The following is a 17,968-nucleotide window of genomic DNA, read 5'->3' as shown; positions in this document are numbered from 1 at the left end:
CACCTCGTTTAATGGATTTTCAGGCAAAGTGTTCCTAAGCCAAAGCCGCCTCTTAGACCGTCTTTATTCCCTCCGGGTGTGGCACTTGTTCCGCCTCGCTGATCCCCTGTATGTAGCTGCAAAAAGCATCTACCGAACGCAAATGTTCCAGCTCAAAGGAATCAAAATCAATTTCCACATCAAACGCATCCTCCACTTGCAGCATGAAATGAACCAACTGCAGCGAATCCAGTCCAGCATCATGAATAATGTCCGAATGTCCATCCAGCTTAGCGACCAGTTCAGGATCTTCCTTGACCGCGCTGATCATTTCAATCACTCGGCTTTGCATAGCAAACTCCTCCTTGTGAATGAGATTCTATTCGTTCCGCACAACAATGCCCACTGCAAGCTCCTTGAGAAATCCCTTCACTGGAACTTTATTCAATTATACTCCTCTGATGAAGAGACAAGTCAATAGGTTGTTTTGTAAATAAAACTCGAAATATGTGAATTAATGTATGTTTGTTTCTACAATTTTTGCAGCCCGTTTTTTCGTAAAATCCAGCGGATATTCTTCTCACATCTCTTGCATGAAGAGCATAATTATTTTACAATATACACGAAAATAATTTTCTTTAATTAGTTCAATATAACGATACTTTTTTTCATCAAAGCATTTTACAGCCAAAGGAGCGCAGCTCATGTCCCCTATCCTTCATACATTAGCCCATAGACTGGAGCAACTCCCCATACAAGAGCGCAGGCTGGCGGAATCCATTCTGCAATCCCCGGAAGACGTGCTGCATCTGGGTATTCGGGAACTGTCAGAGCGTTGTGGTGTGAGTGCGGCGACCGTTACACGGTTTTGCAAATCACTACATTTTAAAGGCTATCCTGATTTCAAAATGAAGCTGGCCGCCGAGTTGTCCCATTCAAACCGTAATGGTGAAGAATCCTACCAGGACATTGTTGCCGGGAATTCACTTTCCCGTATTGTGCAGGCTATTCAGGCGAACCATACGGCATCTATTGCGGACACGACTCGGCTGCTGGATTTCGACAAGCTGGAGCAAGCCATTACGTGGCTGTCAGCCACAAACCGCATTGATTTGTACGGGATGGCGACATCCTCGATTGTGGCGCAGGATTTTTACCAGAAGCTCATTCGTATTGGCAAAAATAGCACCGCCTTCGCCGATTCGCATATGCAGATCACCTCTGCCTCCTCGCTCGGGCCGGGAGATGTCGCCTTTGCTGTCTCCTACTCGGGGGAAACCCAGGAGACGATCGCAGCTCTGCGCTGCGCGAAGGAGCAGGGAGCCAAGACACTATCTCTGACCTCCTTCGGCAACAATACGCTGGCCGGGATTTCGGATATTGCTCTGTTTTCCTCTTCGCTGGAGGAAGGAATGCGGCGAGGAGATATGGCGTCCCGTATCGCCCAGCTTCATATCATAGATATCCTGTTTACAGGTATGGTGAGCACGGATTTTGACAAATATATTCCGAGATTGGAAGGTTCATATCAACAAGTGAGCAAGCTCAAAAAACAACCAGGGGGCCACTAAGATGAACATACGCATTTTTAACAGCCGTGAGGACCTGAACGCTACTGCCGCCGCTGTAATCGCCGGCTTGCTGCTAACCAAACCGCAGGCCATGCTTGGTCTAGCTACCGGTAGTACGCCTATTGGTATTTACCAACATCTTGCAGATATGTACCGCAAGGGACAGGTCAGTTTTGCACGAGCCTTTGCTGTCAATCTTGATGAATATGTCGGCCTTTCCCAGGATCACCCGCAGAGCTATCGCAGATTTATGAATGAACACCTGTTCCAGCATATCGACATTCCCATCGCCCATACGCGCGTACCTGATGGGAATGCATTAGATTTGGCAGCAGAATGTGCAGCACACGAGCAAGCCATTCTGGATCATGGGCACGTGGATCTCCAATTGCTCGGCATTGGTCATAATGGTCATATTGGCTTTAACGAACCCGGTCGCAGCTTGACTGGGTCCACACATGTTGTCGATTTGGAAGAAAGAACGCGTACGGCAAATGCCCGATTTTTTGGCCATATAGACGCTGTACCCAAGCAAGCAATTACGATGGGAGTAGGCACGATTTTAAAGGCAAAGCAAATTGTTCTGGTGGCTTTTGGTGCGGATAAGGCTGACATTATAAAGCAGGCTTTAACTGGACCCGTCACGACAGAATGTCCGGCTTCCCTGCTGCAATGCCATCCCAACGTGCTTATATTACTGGATCAGGAAGCAGGAGGTTGGTTTAATTGAACTCAGATGAATCGAGTGGCAGCATAACTCAGCTGCTGTATGGACAGGTCGTCGTCGGGAACGACATGATTGAAAAAGGGGTTGTCGTTATTCAGGGGCAATCCATTGTATATGCGGGTTCAGAGGAGGATTTGCCTGCGGATTGGACATCCGTAGACAAGGCAAGTCATACAGATGGTACAGCTGAAGCGGCAAGCATGGTTCGTCTGGAAGGCGGCTATCTGCTGCCGGGCTTTATTGACATTCATGTTCACGGCGGTAACGGCGAGGATTTTATGGACTCCAGCCCAAGAGTACTGGATACGATCACCTCCTTTCACGGCTCGCAAGGAACGACCGCCATGCTGGCTACCACGATGACCGCACCCAAGGAGCAAATTGACCGGGTGCTGGGTGAGGTTCACGCCTATATGGCACAGCCTATGCCCCATGCGCAGTTGGAGGGCGTGCATCTGGAAGGCCCATTCATTAGTCCGAACTGGCCGGGAGCACAAAACCCGCAACACATCGTGCCTCCGAATCTCGCGTGGATGGCAGAATGGGAGCAGCGCTACCCGGGCCTTGTTCGCCAGCTGACGCTTGCACCCGAACGGGAAGGCGCGCTGGAACTGATTACATGGCTGCGCAGCCATGATATTACTGCCGCTCTGGGTCATACGGATGCCACGTATGAAGAGGTGGAGCAGGCAGCGGCGGCGGGCCTGAACCATGCCGTGCATGCGTTCAATGCCATGACTCCGCTGCATCACCGCAAGCCGGGAGCCGCTGGAGCGGTACTTGCTGATCCGCGCATTGAAGCAGAGGTCATCGCGGACGGCATTCACGTGCATCCTGCCGCCATTTCTCTACTCGCCAAGTTAAAGCAGAATCATAATCTCATTTTAATTACCGATGCCATGTCCGCCACCGGGTTGGAAGATGGACACTACACGCTTGGTGATGTGCCAGTAATCGTACAGGATGGTGTGGCACGACTGGAGGATGGAGTCACCTTGGCGGGAAGCACACTGACCATGATTGAAGGCTTTCGTTTTCTGGTTCAACAGGTGGGCTTGAGTATCCCCGAAGCATCACAAATGGCCAGCCTGAATCCGGCTCAATCCCTGAATATTCACGATCGGACAGGATCGCTAGAAGTAGGCAAGCAAGCAGACATCCTGTTGCTGGATGCCGATCTAAATCTGCAGGGCGTATGGATTAAAGGAATGCGCCAATAATTTATATCATTCCACCAAACCAAAAAGCTATCCGTCGGCGCATTCGCCGAAATGGATAGCTTTTTTTTGGCATTATACATATGTTGTAAATTAGCGATAATTCATAGGTGCAGGCGTATAATTTTGTGGACGTGTTGGTGATGTAATTGGACGGTTCGTACCAGCCGCAGGGGTTGGAAAAACGCGTTGAATGATATCCACCAATTGGGTACTCATTCCTTTGATCGGATGACCACTTTGTACACTGCGTGCAAAGTCGGTGCTATGCTTGATAAAATCAGGGTTGGCTGATACATACACCTGTTGAATCGACGGCGCAAATTGCTTAACCTTGTGGGAAATTTTACTTTTGACCGCTTCGGTCAGCGTGCTAGGCTCATACGCAGTTCGTGCACCCTGAACTGTAGTGCCATCTGTGCGGGTACCGTCGGTCAAGCCACGAATCATACCATAAGAACCTGTACCCATTGTGCCGTATAATCCGTCACCACGACGCGCAGGTGTTCCGTATCCGGTAACCCCATCTGTCACTCCGGGCGTAGTGGTACCTGTTGTATAGCCCCCGCGCGTACCATTAACACCACTCACGCTCGGTGCATTTCTGTAATGCTGAGTACTGGTGGCGCTTGGAGTACCCACACCAGTTGCGTTGGCATGGTCCTTCAGGGAAACCGCTACATAAGCATTGCGATCACCAACCAGTACGGTCGCAGATTTAACATCCGGCAACTCGGCTATACGCTTGGACAAATTGCGATCGACTTTCAAATTACGAACTGGATGTCCGGGAACATTGGTGTTCGGGTTCAATGGCACCCCGTCCACACCGTTGGACCTAACCCCATAACGGTTCACACCATCAATGCGGTTTACACCATCCACACCATAACGATTTACACCATCAATACGGTTCACACCATCCAAAGGACGTGTGCTTTGCACGTTATAGCGGGTAGCGTTCGTACGGACGTTTTTCGCAGTCCCACACCCTGTCAAAGTAGCCATGCTGGCAAGTAAAGCAGCAGAAATCGTCAAACTGATGATCTTCTTAGTTCCTGGCATGAACTCATCCTCCATACATATAAAATGTGTGACGAGAATAGCATGCGCCATGAATCCTAGGGATATCCTGACTAAAAAATGACTGAAAAAATAAAATTTTAATGTAAATATGAAATAGAATTGATGGTTTACCACAAGATGGCAGGTATAATAGGTTGGGAAAAATACTTTATTTTACAAAAGGAGGATTCAAGCTTGAGAAAGATCACCGTTTTAATGCTTATTTTTTTATTATCTGTCACCCTTGTCCCCGTTGACGCTTTTGCAGGCTCCACTACACCTGAACCCCCGAAAGAAGCCCCCGGGAGCTGGGCAGAAGGCCCGCCACCTAATCGCATTGATCCTGCCAAGCCCGCACTATTGTTTGTACATGGTTTGAACAGCAGCGCTGAAGTCTGGACCAAGAATAACAACGATATGCTTCAGCGCGCACGTGACGCCGGATACCAGACGGCCACCATTAATCTGTACGATGCCAACGGCACCTCACAGGATATGTGGGACAATGGCAAGCTTCTAGCCGACAAAATCAAGGTCATTAGTAATCACTTTGGAAAAAAGCTCATCGTCATCGCCCACAGCAAAGGTGGAGTAGATACTCAAACCGCTCTCGTATATAACGGAGCCGCCCCCTATGTACAACGTGTCATCACCCTCAGCAGTCCTCATCATGGCTCACAACTTGCAGACCTCGCCTACAGCAGTTGGGCCGGATGGCTGGCAGATATCATCGGCTCCCAGAATCCCGGCACCTCTACTTTACAAACATCTTATATGAAGTATTTCCGATCGAAGACCGATGCACTCAGCAACGCGACTACAATTCCATTCTTCACGTTTGCTGGTGATAGCTGGTCCGACGGCACCGCTTCCTACATACTGGGCGGACTTTACCTCTCAACCTTTGGCAAAAATGATGGAGTAGTCACCGTCGACAATGCCAAGCTTCCCGGTGGACGTGTGGTCAAAGTCGGACCCTGGGATCATGCCAAGGTTCGTACAGGCTCCTACGTCTTCTCCCTGATCCAACCCTACCTCCAAGCGAACACTCCAGCATTGAATCAGGAAGCTGAGGCACTTTCAGCAGCATCTGCCCTGACTGCTTCTGCTTTACAATCCTCCTACAGTGAGATCGACAATTCATACTTTATCCGCGGCGGAGACTATAATGGAAAAGCCTCCGAAATCCTCACCATTGAAAATGGTGTCAAATCCATTGATCTGGACTGGATCAGCGATAAACGTGTAAGTCAGCTTGAGCTGATCAAGCCTGACGGTACCCGCGAGATCATTAATCTGAAAGCAGGTTATGATGACGAAATTTTTGCTGGTGCCTGGCATCATAACGCCGTCATTCAAAATCCAAAACCGGGTGCCTATAAACTGAACGTCACGCTTGCTGACCAAGGAGCGTATCTCCTGATCGCTCGCTATCATGCCGTTCAGGTGCCTGAACTAAAATACAAGTTCAATGCAGTCGGTCCGAAGCTGAATCTGGAACCACAAGATTCTAAAGACAGCACAAACACCGTTACACAAGTCACTTACCAGGTTCAATACTACGGTGACCCGCAGCAAGGAACCCCTTTAGCGCCCAAGGGTTTGACGTTACAGCAAAAAACCGTTAACCCTACCGGACAAATCGAGCTTTCCAAAGCGGACAAGCCCGGTCTTTATTCCGTAACCTATGAAATTAACGGCACGACGGAAGCCGGCTATCCTTACCGCCGCACGGCAGTTCAATCCATCTATATTGATGCTGACGGAAATAAGTATGTACATTAATTTATTCTGAAATATTAAAAGCCTGAGAACGCTCTTTATCATATGGGGCTGCGCCTGTTCATGACAGGAAGCAGACCCATATGAGCGATTTCAGGCTTTTTAACATGTGTCTAATCGTCAGATTTTGCAAGCTTATCATATCCATTGGCCACCTTTTTGCTATTTGTCATTATTGCCTCTGTCATTATTGCCGTAATTCTTCGATAAAATCAGTCATAATACTTTGAACGGCATCCTCACGGGACATACGGATATACCGGCTGGTTTTCTGAATGTCTTCCTCGAACAATTGAAGTATCCTGAACATGGCCTCCTGATCCCCACTTCGTGCTAAATTGAGCAGTTGGATGAACTCAGCATCCGAGATAGTTCCTTGAGCATTTTCTTTTTCCATTTATTCACCGCCTGTTGGGATAGCTTTAACTCTCCTGCAATCTGTGCTTCGGTTTTGTCTAGTATGTAAAGGCCAAAGATGATGGTTTTGCCGATCTCAGACGGTAGAGAGTTGATGAGCTGTAGAGTATACATTTTAGAGTTTACAGAGTCTGTAAAAGAGGGAGTACCGACGGCTTCGTTCTTTTCCATTACAAATTCATGATTGGTTTGTACACGCGCACGATATTGAATTCTCCAAGCAATGCGGTACAATTTCTTTCGGTATTGTTCAACCAATGTTAGCTGACATTCACTTATGATAAATCACCCTTTCTGTTTGGATTTAGCCCTTTAAAATCCTCATATTATAGGGTAATTTGAGAACACATTTCACAACCAAAACAAGAACATTTGTTCTTATTTATTATACTATTTCTTCAAGCGGTTGTATAGGGTTCTTTTAATTTACCTTCATTATATACGGCACTCCTTCTTCCAAAAGCAGTAAACCTGATGAATAACGAGCACAAAGAAGCTCCAGCCGACGATGATTCGCCGTTGGAGCCTCTTGGTTCATTCATATAAATCAAAATCATCATTTTTTAGTTTGAGCCTGGTCGTGCCCATTTTGTTCGATACGGTTCACGTCAGCCACTGGCAGGCCATAAGCCCAGTTGCTTTGTGGAGGTACGACCCATACAGTATTCGGATCATCGGCAAGCGTCCAGCCCTGATAGACCAGTTGGGAATCATCCTGATCCAGCGATACGCTCAGCGTAAAGCGGTGAACAGGCTTGCTCAGCTCGGAGGCTTTGCGCAGGGACTGATTGCTGGCCAGGTTTTTGATTTGCTGCGACAAGGAGGTCGCCGTATCACTCGCTATTGACTTTCCGTTCAGCGTCCAGGAGGTAGAAGCACTGTCTCCGGCTTGGCTGTTACCGGAGGACCTAAGCATCCATGAGGCCTTCTGGCCCTCCCACTCTATTCCGCTTAGCTTGGCATCATCCCAGTCGAACGGTGTTGTATCTGTAAAATCAGCAGTACCCAGCAGCAATCCCGAAAGTGTATCGATAGGTACGGAAGCTACCTCTTTTTTATCTGATAAAACATAAGCAGCATCTCCCGAAGGTAGCGTTTCACCGAAGGCAAAGGTATGCACATCGCCCTTCCTGGTCTTGATCTCTATCCGGTCATCGGTAGCGCTGATTCCGTACTTGGCTACGTCCTTCGGAGAAGATTCCACCGTTTCACCCAGCTTCACATCCAGAATCGCAGCCAACCAATTGTCTATGGTATATCCGTTTAACGGGTAAGGCTGTGGCTTGCTCATGCTCCATTTGCCGTCACGTTGTGCAAGCTCCACCGTTGTGCCGTCCTTCCCTGTGATAGCAAAAGACGCAATATCTTCCTTAGTAAGCTGAACCAGCTGGCGAGCCGCCGGTGCTTGTTCACGAAAAAAGTTTTGGCTCTTGGCATAGATTATACCCGCTCCCAATACAACTAACAGCAGCACTGTGGGTATCCATTTTCTCATGCTCTTCTTCGCCTCCACCATAATAAGATTCCGATGACCGCGAACAGCAACGGCAATCCGATGACGGATATGGTCAATATCGTTTTCGCTTGCACGGGAGTCAAATAGGCTACCTTGTAATTCTGCTCCTGACGAGGCCGAATGGTAAGTCCATCCGAGTGTTCCTGCACATAATTCAGACTGTTCAGCACAAAATCCCGATTTCCTCCCGTGCTGATCTCGGTGTCGCTTAGAAGCGCAGACGTTCCGAGAATCACCGCTTTGGGCTTGCCGTCTTTCCCAGCTACCGCGTAACCCAGATCAAGCGGCCCCTGCGGGTCCTTGGCATCCTTCTGCGTTTCGTTGTTCAGCAGCCCCTGAATATTCGTTTCACCATAGCTGGCGGCAGAAGATTTTAGCAAAGACGTAGTCTGCCAATTCTTTTGCTCTCCCGCCTGTAAAGCAATAGACAGCGAAAGAACCGGGTACAGATTGGAGGCTGCCAGCTTATCGGTGATTGCATGACTGCCGAAGGCAGGAACCGTCCAGAGAGGCCCAAGCGTATTCGTCTGCTCCTGATCCACCACAATCGCATGCGTATCCTTCACTCCATAATCCGTTGCCAGGGCATCAAGGTTTTTCCAGTCGGATCCCATATTCGGATGAAAGCCCAACGCCATAAAAAGCTTTCCACCGCCGTTCAGATACGTACGGATACTCTTCAGCTCTGTTGTGCTAATATCCCTTTGTGGCCCGACAATAGCCAACACAGATGCATCTTTAGGCACACTGCCAGCCCGATTGAGCTGTACTTCTTCTGTTTTTACATTATCCTGTGCCAATGATCCGCTGAGTTCGGTCATTTGAGATAAAGGAATTTCCTCATGTCCGGTCAGAAAAACCACTTTTCCCTGACGAGTAGAGGACAGCCCCAAAAGTCCACTGGTCAGCTTTTCTTCACCCGTAAACTGGTAAGCTCCTTCACCACTCCCCTGTGCTTGCGTAAATAGACTCCCAATATCTATTACCCGTTTCTTTTCACCCTGCACCAACACAATAGATGCTGCGTTAACACCATATTGCTTGGCCAGCACTGGTTCCTGATTCAGATCGTATTGCTCGACCTTGAGCTTGCTGTTACGCTTCGCGTATTCACCCAGCATATCTGTAACATCCCGGTTCAGCTTCTGATTTTGTGAAGTGGATACGGTAAAGGCAATCATTCGTACCTCTTCCTTCACTCCCTGAATAGCCGTTAACGTCTGGTCAGACAGCGTATACTGCTTGCCTGCCGTCAAATCCAGCTGAAAGCCTCCCAACGAACGCAGAAATAACGTCAGCAAAATAAAAATACCTGCAGCTGCAACCGATAGCACCACACTATTTGTATGACCCAGCCATTTTTTCATCCTGATCACCTCCACCGTTTTCGTTCGACGACCTGGATACTGAACAGCAAAAAGAGTGCCGCTATCGTTACGTAGTACAACACATCGGCTCCGTTCAGCAATCCTTTGGTGAAACTGTCAAACCGTGCGGTTAGTGAAAAAGGCTCCAGCCATTGCTGTACCGTCGCAGCTGCGCCCGTTTGTCCACCAAACGAATCCAGCATCCAAAACACAAGTAAAATAATAAAGCTGACGACCGCCGACATCATCTGATGCTGTGAAAGCGTCGAAGCGAACAAGCCGATCGCCATCATGGCTGCGCCCAGCATAAACAGACCGATCACAGATGTAAACACCAGCGTCCAGTCCAGCGACCCATAAAAGGACATCACGACCGGATACGCCAGACTGCACAGCACCAAAATGAACAGCATACCCAGCGACGCCAAAAATTTACCTATAATTATTTCCGTCACACTTACAGGTGAGGTAAGCAGCAGTTCATCTGTCCCCTGCCTGAATTCCTCCGCAACCAGCCGCATCGTGAGCAGCGGAACGACAAACACCAGCATGGACAGCGTATCACCAAGCACTAACCGATAGTCCAGAATACTCGGCTGATACATAACAAAGTTCGTATAAAAAAGCAACCCCGTCAGCAGCATGTACACTGCCAGCGCAAAATACGTCGTGGGTGTCCACAAATAGGCCTGCAGTTCTTTTTGACAGACCGCGAACAAACGCCTCATGACTGATTACCTCCTGTATCCTTGTCTCCTCCGACCTTGTCACCGCTGGACGCGGACTCTTCATGTTCTACATTAGCGCCTGTGGATGCAGCATTCTCCGTAGAAGATAAGCCATGAACCACTTGATCGTCGACCTGACCTGTCCCCGTCTCGCGAGTCGTCAACTGCTGGAAAATATTTTCCAAACTAAGCATCTCTTTTTTCATCTCCAAAATCGGAAGCTTCGCCTCAGACAGCACATAAAACAGCTCTTCGCGGAAATCCTCATTGGAAGCGCCTGTTAGCAGCACCTCAGTCAAATCCTGCTCTCTTGCAGTCTGCTTCGTATCGTCTTGAGGCAAGGCTGATGCTAAAGGCTCGATCTCCACTTTTCCCCAGGCCTGCAGGACGTCCAGCACTTGCTCACGATTTCCTTTGATTTCTACCTTTACCTTAAATCCATCCTCCATCGAATCGCCGAGTGCATCAGGCCGCCCATCCAGCACCAATTCACCCTCATGGATGATGAGAACCCGATTACATAAAGCATCCACCTCAGGCAAAATATGCGTGCTGAGCAGTACCGTATGATTTTCACCAATCTCCTGAATAAGCTGACGAATCTCCAAAATCTGATTAGGGTCCAAGCCTGAAGTCGGTTCATCCAGCACGAGCAAATCCGGGTTATGGATAATCGCCCCCGCCAGTCCCAACCGTTGTTTATACCCTTTGGACAAACTGCGAACCAGTTGTTTTTCACGCCCGTTCAGCCCCAAACGGGAAATCATTTCTGAAATACGCAGCTTCTGCTCTCGCGCAGGTACGTCCCGAATACTGGCTACAAATTTTAAATAGGATTGAACCGACATATCTCCATACAAAGGTGGCGTCTCCGGCAAATAACCGATTTTGGAACGAGCCTGTCTGCCCTTATCCTGAATCGGGATGCCATCAATCGTAATCACTCCCTCGCTGGGTTGGAGATACCCCGTAATCATGCGCATCGTCGTCGTTTTCCCCGCACCATTGGGCCCCAAAAAACCGACAATTTCACCGCGCTGCATTTCAAAATCCAGCTTATGTACGCCCCGGTTGCCCTCATACCACTTGCTCACCTGTTGCACCTTGAGCACACGTTTCACCCTTTCTTTTATCGATTATAAAATCTTACTCCCCTACACATATGGCAAAAGAATCCCACTGCAACAGCGATCGGAAGCCCAAAACCTTCGCGGAGCGGTCTCCCCTACTGCTCCCCACCAAAATGTTGCATGAGTGGCGGGTAGCAGCGGAGCGGAGGCTTGGGAGCTGGAGAAGCGTTAGCGGTCGCCTTTGCCGGGGGATTCTTACCTCTTCATGTCTTATTCAAACAAGAAGAATCCCACTGCAACAGCGATCGGAAGCCCTAAGCCTTCGCGGAGCGGTCTCCTCCTTCTGCCCCCACCAAAATGTTGCATGAGTGGCGGGTAGCAGCGGAGCGGAGGCTTGGGAGCTGGAGAAGCGTTAGCGGTCGCCTTTGCCGGGGGATTCTTACCTCTTCATGTCTTATTCAAACAAGAAGAATCCCACGGCAACAGCGATCGGAAGCCCTAAGCCTTCGCGGAGCGGTCTCCTCCTTCTGCCCCCCACCAAAATGTTGCATGAGTGGCGGGTAGCAGCGGAGCGGAGGCTTGGGAGCTGGAGAAGCGTTAGCGGTCGCCTTTGCCGGGGGATTCTTACCTCTTCATGTCTTATTCAAACAAGAAGAATCCCACGGCAACAGCGATCGGAAGCCCTAAGCCTTCGCGGAGCGGTCTCTCCCACCTCATGCTACACTCTTAAATTCTAATGATAATCCCACACATATAGCCTTAGCTTAACATCACTTAAATAGAAGCTTAAAATAATGTGTCTAAAATGTGAATACGAAAATGCGCTTTTAGCTTCGTTAACTTGTCCAATTCGCTATAGTATGGATACGCATCTACTATTAGACCCACTAGTAACTAGAGAATCTATCGCTTAATAATAAATAATTTGATTATTGGAATGGTATTTGCAATTCCGTCACGAATTTATTGTAATCATTTGTCATTCCTGCATCAATTATAGTGATTTCTACAGAATCCCCTTTAATTTGAAAGCCAGAATCTTTAAGATAATTTAGCAGCAAAGTGTAATACGGCGAAGCATCCTCATGAGTGCCCCTATATTGAACAGTTGCATAAGAGCCTTCCGACAATACGTTATCTTTATCTTTGAAACCGTCCTCAGCCTCAACGACCACAAAAATAGATGAAAAATGTGTAAATTGTCCTTCGATCAAATCCTGCTGACTAACAGATACACCAACTTTTCCAAGAAAAATGGCATCATCTAGACAATGCTCTTTACTTAAATCCCGAATAAGAAGTTCTAAATCATCAGCAAGGGTGAATTTTTTCTCTAATAATACAATCTCTCTTTGTGGTAAATACTTGACTATGACTTGACCATATGATGCTGATAGAGCGGTTTCTATCTGTTCAATGCGGTTTGTAATTTTCTTTTCAATTTGTGCTAATTGCTTTTGCTTTTTTAAGACACTCTCACGCTGCTCCATAAAAATAGACAACATGGTATTCACATCTTTTTCATCGAAAAAATTAGATATTTTCTCTAGTGGCACATCTAAAGCACGCAAATATTTTATTGTATTCAAACGCTCAAACTGATTTGTAGAATAGTAGCGATAATTCGTATCTGGATTTACATATTCTGGTTTTAGGATGCCTAGTTCATTGTAATATCGAAGTGTGCGGATATTCATGTGAAAGAGCCGGGCCATTTCTCCAATGGTTAAAAGAGCCTTTTTACCAGATCCTTTATGATCTTTATCTGACATTCTTCAATACCTCCTTGCTTATAAAGCTATTATAACAACATTACGTTACTAATTATCTTTCATGTACCACTTGACCCTCTAGCAACTAGAGAGTTTAGAATCTTTATAATTACTTTTTTGAAAGGAGAAGCTTAGTGATTGGAACATTTGTAAATATCGGCACAATTCTTGTGGGAAGTATAGTGGGTAGTGTAATAAGAAAAGGACTTAAAGAAAAATATCAGAACATTCTTTATGATGCAATGGGACTTGCAGCAACAGGTCTGGGCATACATGCTGTCATAAAAAATATGTCCAACAGCACCTATCCTGTTTTGTTTATTGTAAGTCTTGCCATGGGTGGCATTTTAGGTACGGCCATAGAACTGGATGGCAAATTTAATAAGCTCGTGGAAAAATACTCCAAAACTGATCTTGGACAAGGTTTATCAACAGCTATTATGCTTTTCTGCCTTGGAACCTTGTCTATTCTCGGACCGATTGAAAGCGCGCTTAATCAGAACGACACTTATTTGTTTACTAATGCGGCATTAGATTTAGTTACTTCTCTTGTGTTGGCTTCAACTTATGGAATAGGTATTGCCTTGTCCGCATTGGTATTGTTTATCTGGCAGGGGAGTATTTTTCTTCTTGCCCATCAAGTTGCACCATTCCTTACACCTGAATTTATGACGGAAGTTTCCATTATTGGAGGTTTTCTTATTTTGGCTTCCGGGTTATCTATATTAAAAATCAAGTCATTCCGCACATTTAATCTATTGCCATCTTTGCTAGTTCCTGCTGTATGGTTTTTGCTTATTCATTTATTTTAGGAGGTTTTTATGAAATTTCTAGTAGAAGACAAGGTTTTTGAAACACTGGATACAGTTTGTTTTGCCGTTGTAATTGCACATGGAATAGATAATACTGTGCAAAATTTGAAGGTTCAAAAGCTTTTGGAGGAAAATATGCTTTTGTGTCAATCCTCTCTTGAAGGAGTGAATGTGAAAGAAATAGAATCGGTATTATGCTACCGAGAGGCTTTCCGTAAACTTAATGTAAATCCAAATAAATACATGTGTTCTATCGAAGCATTATTGACGAGAATATCTAAGGGGAAAGGTATGCCAAACATTAACACGGCAGTTGATTTGGGTAATGCCGTATCACTTAAATATAAAATTCCGATTGGTGCACATGACATTGATACAATGAATGGAGAAATGACTTTGCGCTTTTCAGAGGAGCAAGATTTTTTCCTTCCATTTGGTAGTACAGAGATTGAGTCGGTAGATAAGAATGAAATTGTGTATGCTACTGGTAACTCAGTGAGAACGAGAAGATGGACATGGAGACAAAGTGAAGAGGGAAAAATCACTACTCAATCTAAAAATATTTTCTTTCCGATTGATGGCTTTTCTGATACCAATATGGATAACATGCTTTCTGCTCAAAAAGAACTGGGCAATATGCTTAAGTATGAACTTGGTTGTAATGTGAGTATCGGATGGGTGGATGCTAAGAATAAAAGCTTTAGCATAAATGCCATTTAAGCAACGGAGCACTCCCCGGAGGATGCTCGCCTCAGCCATAATTATGCGCTGATTCAATCCAGGCTTCCATAGATACCCACACCCCGTCCCGTGGGTTGAATATCTTGGTATAGGAGCTTGCGATTGGCAAAGGGGGTTATGGAGATCAAAGTTCTATTCACATTTTATATACCCAGCGGCGGCGTGGAAACCCTGAACCGCCAACGCTGTAAAGTGCTCATTCAGGACGGGATTGAATGTCACCTTCTCTATTATCAGCAGGGTACGGGAATGCAAAACCTGAACGGTGATATTCCAGTGTTTATAACTTCTTCGGAAGAAGAGATCCGGAAACTGGTGGAGGTTTATCGCTACGATGCAATTATCGTCTCTTCGGATTTTCCTATGCTCCCCAAACTGCGAATGTTAGGCTATCAGGGGATATTGATCTATGAATCGCAGGGCTTTGGCTCATATGAGGAGGCGGCATTAGTAGTCACGAATGCGGTTCCGTATCTTCAAAAATATGCCGATGCGGTGCTCCTGCCAGATACGACTCATTTAGTGGATCTATTCTCCAGCATGTGTCCGTGGCTCAAACGTTATGTGTTTCCAAACGTACTGGATACCAGCGTATTTAATTATGTACCTAACACTCCTCCGATCAATCCGGTCATTGCATGGGTTGGTCGGCTGGAGCCAAACAAGAACTGGAGGCATTTTGTCGATATCTCTTACTGGATGCTGCAAAAGCGTCCTGATCTTCGAATATGGATGTTTTATGATGATACCTTGTCTCAGCCCGAGGATCAGATACAATTTGAGAATATGCTGGTTCAACTCGGTATGTCCTCGATTATCGAGCGTTTTAAAAGCGTACCTCATGCCAAAATGCCTCTGTATTACTCCATGATTGGCGACTCCGGCGGTTACCTGCTGTCGACTTCGCTGGTGGAGGGCTTCGGCTATGCGGTAGCGGAGGCGATGGCCTGCCGTTGCCCGGTATTAAGCTCCGATTCAGACGGAGTACAAGCATTCATCGATCACAACAAAACCGGTAAATTTTATCAACAAGGAGACATCCAGCAGGCGGTATTGCAAGGACTGGAGCTGATGCACAACGTACCTCAACGCAAATCTATCCGCCGGAAGGGGCAGGCACGAATCGTCAGCCTGTTGGCACCACGCAAATATGTGCGCTCCTTCCGACAAATGATGAACTCACTAGGTGTGAGGTAACTTCACTGCCGCCATCATCAGCACGGAGTGCCAGAGAAACTCACTGTCCTGAGCTTCCCTGGCACTCCGTATACATATATACAATTGGACTCCAGCCTCGATATCATACCAACCTATATCTAAATTAATTACAAATATTTAATGAATCTATCTAATCTTCAATAAGTGTTCTCCAGCATGAATTTCCGCCCCATTTTCCACTATGATATCCGTGTACACGGCTGTATTGGTTACAATGACGGATGTGGTGATATCATATCCCTCATCTGTTATAGCCTGGGGATCAAATTCAACCAACTTGTCTCCTTTTTGAATAGTATCGCCTTCAGACACAAAAGAAGTGAAATGTTTTCCTTTCAAGCTGACCGTATTAATTCCAATGTGAATGAGCAGTTCAACCCCATCCTCAGAGATAAGTCCGATTGCATGCTTTGTTTTGAAAACGGTAACAACCGTTCCGTTAAATGGCGCATAGGCTACCCCTTCTTTTGGAATAACAGCCGCTCCCTGACCCATCGCACCACTGGAGAAAGCCTCATCTTTTACAGCGCTTAAAGGAATCAATTCACCGTTTAGAGGACTGAATACCACCTTTTCCTCCACTTTGCTTTCATCCGCAACCTTAATCTCGGACGCTGGTTTAGCATTTTTATAGCCGAAAAGATAAGTCAGGATAAATGCGAGTACAAAAGCCACAACCAAAGATATGATAAAGCCGATGAAACCTGCGTCTATACCTTTTGGATTAATGAACAGAGGAATACCGAAAACGCCGCCTGAGGCAAAACCATATGCCGTTGATCCCAGAAACCCTGCTGTGGCTCCCCCTATACCTGCGGCAATGGAAGCTAAAATAAACGGTTTTTTGGCAGGTAGCGTAACCCCGTAAATAGCTGGTTCCGTAACTCCCATCACCCCCGCAATTGTAGCAGAAGTGGCAATAGGCTTTAATTTAGGGTCACGTGATTTCAAAGCAATGGCAAAGGCCGCACCGGTTTGAGCAAAAGTCGTACAGAACAACATCCCGTTAATCGGATCAAACCCGTTCGTAACTACATTATTCAGGAGAATTGGAATAAACGCCCAATGCAGACCAAAGATAATAATGCCCTGCCAGAACCCGGCCAGAACGAGACCAGCCACAGCCGGACTTAAATGGTAAATCCACATGGAGCCATTAGCTAACCCATCGCTGATTATAGTTGCTATCGGCCCGACAGCCAGAAAAACAATCGGTGATATGATGACCAAGGTCAGAAAAGGCACAATGAACATTTTAATGGAGGCAGGTGCATACTTGCTTATCATTTTTTCGACCTTAGCTGCTAAAAATGCTCCAATAATGATAGGTACAACAGAAGAAGTATAATTAATCAGAACGACAGGTATGGTCAAAAAGGACAGCGCCGTTTTATCCGTAAAGGCGGCAGTCATGGTCGGATACACCAAGGCGGCCCCCAAAACAGCAGACAGGTACGGGTTTCCTCCAAATTTTTTACCTGCTGAAAATCCTAGAATAACCGGAAAGAAATAAAACATAGCGTCTGCTGTCGCATATAAAATTTTATACGTGCCCATCTGATCCGTCATCCAGCCCAGGGATGTGCATAAGGCCAACAGTCCTTTTAGAACCCCCACAGCAGCGAGCACACCAACAACGGGCATGAACACGCCTGAGATCACATCGACAAATCGGCTGAATAAACTGGATTTCTCATTGCTTTGCTCTTCTTGATTCGCTTGATCCGGTTTTACGCCCATCGTCTCCAAAAGAGCTTCATATACCTTAGGGACCTCATTACCAATAACCACCTGGAATTGGCCGCCGCTTTCTACGACAGTAATCACACCGTCAATCTGCTTGATTTGTTCTTTATCAGGTAATTGATGATCCTTCAGTTTGAATCTCAGCCGAGTCACACAGTGAATGACACTGTTTATATTTTCGTTTCCCCCAACCGAGTTTAGCACTTCTCTAGCCGTCTTTTTGTAATCCATCATGATCAC

The 17,968-nt window shown here is 46.5% G+C and carries 17 protein-coding genes; 7 read left to right on the top strand and 10 right to left on the bottom strand.

All coding sequences use genetic code 11. From position 1 onward, the window contains the following. Nucleotides 1-52 precede the first annotated feature (52 nt). Complete coding sequence (locus B4V02_RS05335) at nt 53-331, bottom strand: acyl carrier protein (protein WP_007431830.1); 279 nt, start codon at nt 329-331, stop codon at nt 53-55. Nucleotides 332-683: 352 nt separating this feature from the next. On the opposite strand from B4V02_RS05335, the gene B4V02_RS05330 reads away from it, so the two are divergent. Genes B4V02_RS05330 through nagA form a run of 3 tightly spaced genes read left to right on the top strand, consistent with a single transcriptional unit; the run spans nt 684 to nt 3,497 of the window. Beyond that, complete coding sequence (locus B4V02_RS05330) at nt 684-1,550, top strand: MurR/RpiR family transcriptional regulator (RefSeq protein WP_094154014.1); 867 nt, start codon at nt 684-686, stop codon at nt 1,548-1,550. Nucleotide 1,551: 1 nt separating this feature from the next. After that, nucleotides 1,552-2,280 carry a glucosamine-6-phosphate deaminase gene (gene nagB, locus B4V02_RS05325; protein WP_007431832.1) on the top strand — a complete coding sequence of 243 codons (729 nt, stop codon included), beginning with the start codon at nt 1,552-1,554 and terminating at the stop codon, nt 2,278-2,280. Beyond that, entirely contained in the window at nt 2,277-3,497 is a 1,221-nt protein-coding gene (nagA, locus tag B4V02_RS05320; RefSeq protein ID WP_094154013.1) for an N-acetylglucosamine-6-phosphate deacetylase, read from the top strand. The genes nagB and nagA overlap by 4 nt, the downstream gene beginning before the upstream one ends. A 90-nt stretch (nt 3,498-3,587) precedes the next feature. Here nagA and B4V02_RS05315 read toward each other — a convergent pair whose 3' ends face one another. Beyond that, nucleotides 3,588-4,559, bottom strand: coding sequence for a YhcN/YlaJ family sporulation lipoprotein (locus B4V02_RS05315; protein ID WP_094154012.1), 972 nt, complete (start codon nt 4,557-4,559; stop codon nt 3,588-3,590). Nucleotides 4,560-4,754: 195 nt separating this feature from the next. Here B4V02_RS05315 and B4V02_RS05310 point away from each other — a divergent pair, with 195 nt between their 5' ends. Then, nucleotides 4,755-6,344, top strand: a complete 1,590-nt coding sequence (locus B4V02_RS05310) for an esterase/lipase family protein (RefSeq protein ID WP_094154011.1) — start codon at nt 4,755-4,757, stop codon at nt 6,342-6,344. Between the two features lie 184 nt (nt 6,345-6,528). Here the strand turns inward: B4V02_RS05310 and B4V02_RS05305 are convergent, their stop codons facing one another. The 7 genes from B4V02_RS05305 to B4V02_RS05275 all read right to left on the bottom strand — a co-directional run bounded on the left by B4V02_RS05305 (nt 6,529) and on the right by B4V02_RS05275 (nt 13,211). Then, entirely contained in the window at nt 6,529-6,738 is a 210-nt protein-coding gene (locus B4V02_RS05305) for a helix-turn-helix domain-containing protein (protein WP_094154010.1), read from the bottom strand. Continuing rightward, on the bottom strand, nt 6,675-7,037 hold the full coding sequence (locus B4V02_RS26465; protein WP_094154009.1) for a hypothetical protein: 363 nt from the start codon (nt 7,035-7,037) through the stop codon (nt 6,675-6,677). The genes B4V02_RS05305 and B4V02_RS26465 overlap by 64 nt, the downstream gene beginning before the upstream one ends. A 277-nt stretch (nt 7,038-7,314) precedes the next feature. Beyond that, nucleotides 7,315-8,253, bottom strand: a complete 939-nt coding sequence (locus B4V02_RS05295) for a DUF4340 domain-containing protein (RefSeq protein WP_094154008.1) — start codon at nt 8,251-8,253, stop codon at nt 7,315-7,317. Next, a complete protein-coding gene (locus B4V02_RS05290) occupies nt 8,250-9,641 on the bottom strand; it encodes a GldG family protein (RefSeq protein WP_094154007.1) in 1,392 nt (463 codons plus the stop codon). The genes B4V02_RS05295 and B4V02_RS05290 overlap by 4 nt, the downstream gene beginning before the upstream one ends. A gap of 5 nt (nt 9,642-9,646) precedes the next feature. Beyond that, nucleotides 9,647-10,369 carry an ABC transporter permease gene (locus tag B4V02_RS05285; protein ID WP_094154006.1) on the bottom strand — a complete coding sequence of 241 codons (723 nt, stop codon included), beginning with the start codon at nt 10,367-10,369 and terminating at the stop codon, nt 9,647-9,649. Beyond that, complete coding sequence (locus tag B4V02_RS05280; RefSeq protein ID WP_244188456.1) at nt 10,366-11,481, bottom strand: ABC transporter ATP-binding protein; 1,116 nt, start codon at nt 11,479-11,481, stop codon at nt 10,366-10,368. The genes B4V02_RS05285 and B4V02_RS05280 overlap by 4 nt, the downstream gene beginning before the upstream one ends. Nucleotides 11,482-12,368: 887 nt before the next feature. Then, nucleotides 12,369-13,211, bottom strand: coding sequence for a MerR family transcriptional regulator (locus B4V02_RS05275; RefSeq protein WP_094154004.1), 843 nt, complete (start codon nt 13,209-13,211; stop codon nt 12,369-12,371). Between the two features lie 134 nt (nt 13,212-13,345). Between B4V02_RS05275 and B4V02_RS05270 the strand changes: the two genes are divergently transcribed. From B4V02_RS05270 to B4V02_RS05260, 3 genes are all read left to right on the top strand, one after another. Further along, the gene (locus tag B4V02_RS05270) at nt 13,346-14,023 is read left to right on the top strand and encodes a DUF554 domain-containing protein (protein ID WP_094154003.1); all 678 of its coding nucleotides are present in this window, start codon (nt 13,346-13,348) and stop codon (nt 14,021-14,023) included. A 9-nt stretch (nt 14,024-14,032) separates the two neighbouring features. Further along, nucleotides 14,033-14,743 (top strand): B3/B4 domain-containing protein, encoded by a 711-nt coding sequence (locus B4V02_RS05265; RefSeq protein WP_094154002.1) that lies wholly within the window; start codon nt 14,033-14,035, stop codon nt 14,741-14,743. 138 nt (nt 14,744-14,881) lie between these two features. Continuing rightward, the gene (locus B4V02_RS05260; RefSeq protein ID WP_244188455.1) at nt 14,882-15,961 is read left to right on the top strand and encodes a glycosyltransferase family 4 protein; all 1,080 of its coding nucleotides are present in this window, start codon (nt 14,882-14,884) and stop codon (nt 15,959-15,961) included. Nucleotides 15,962-16,108: 147 nt separating this feature from the next. Here the strand turns inward: B4V02_RS05260 and B4V02_RS05255 are convergent, their stop codons facing one another. Further along, a complete protein-coding gene (locus B4V02_RS05255; RefSeq protein WP_094154000.1) occupies nt 16,109-17,959 on the bottom strand; it encodes a beta-glucoside-specific PTS transporter subunit IIABC in 1,851 nt (616 codons plus the stop codon). Between the last annotated feature and the right edge of the window lie 9 nt (nt 17,960-17,968).

Source organism: Paenibacillus kribbensis, assembly GCF_002240415.1.
Lineage (GTDB): Bacteria > Bacillota > Bacilli > Paenibacillales > Paenibacillaceae > Paenibacillus > Paenibacillus kribbensis.
The sequence above is the reverse complement of the archived record's forward strand: the minus strand, read 5'-3'. Positions and strand labels throughout refer to the sequence as shown.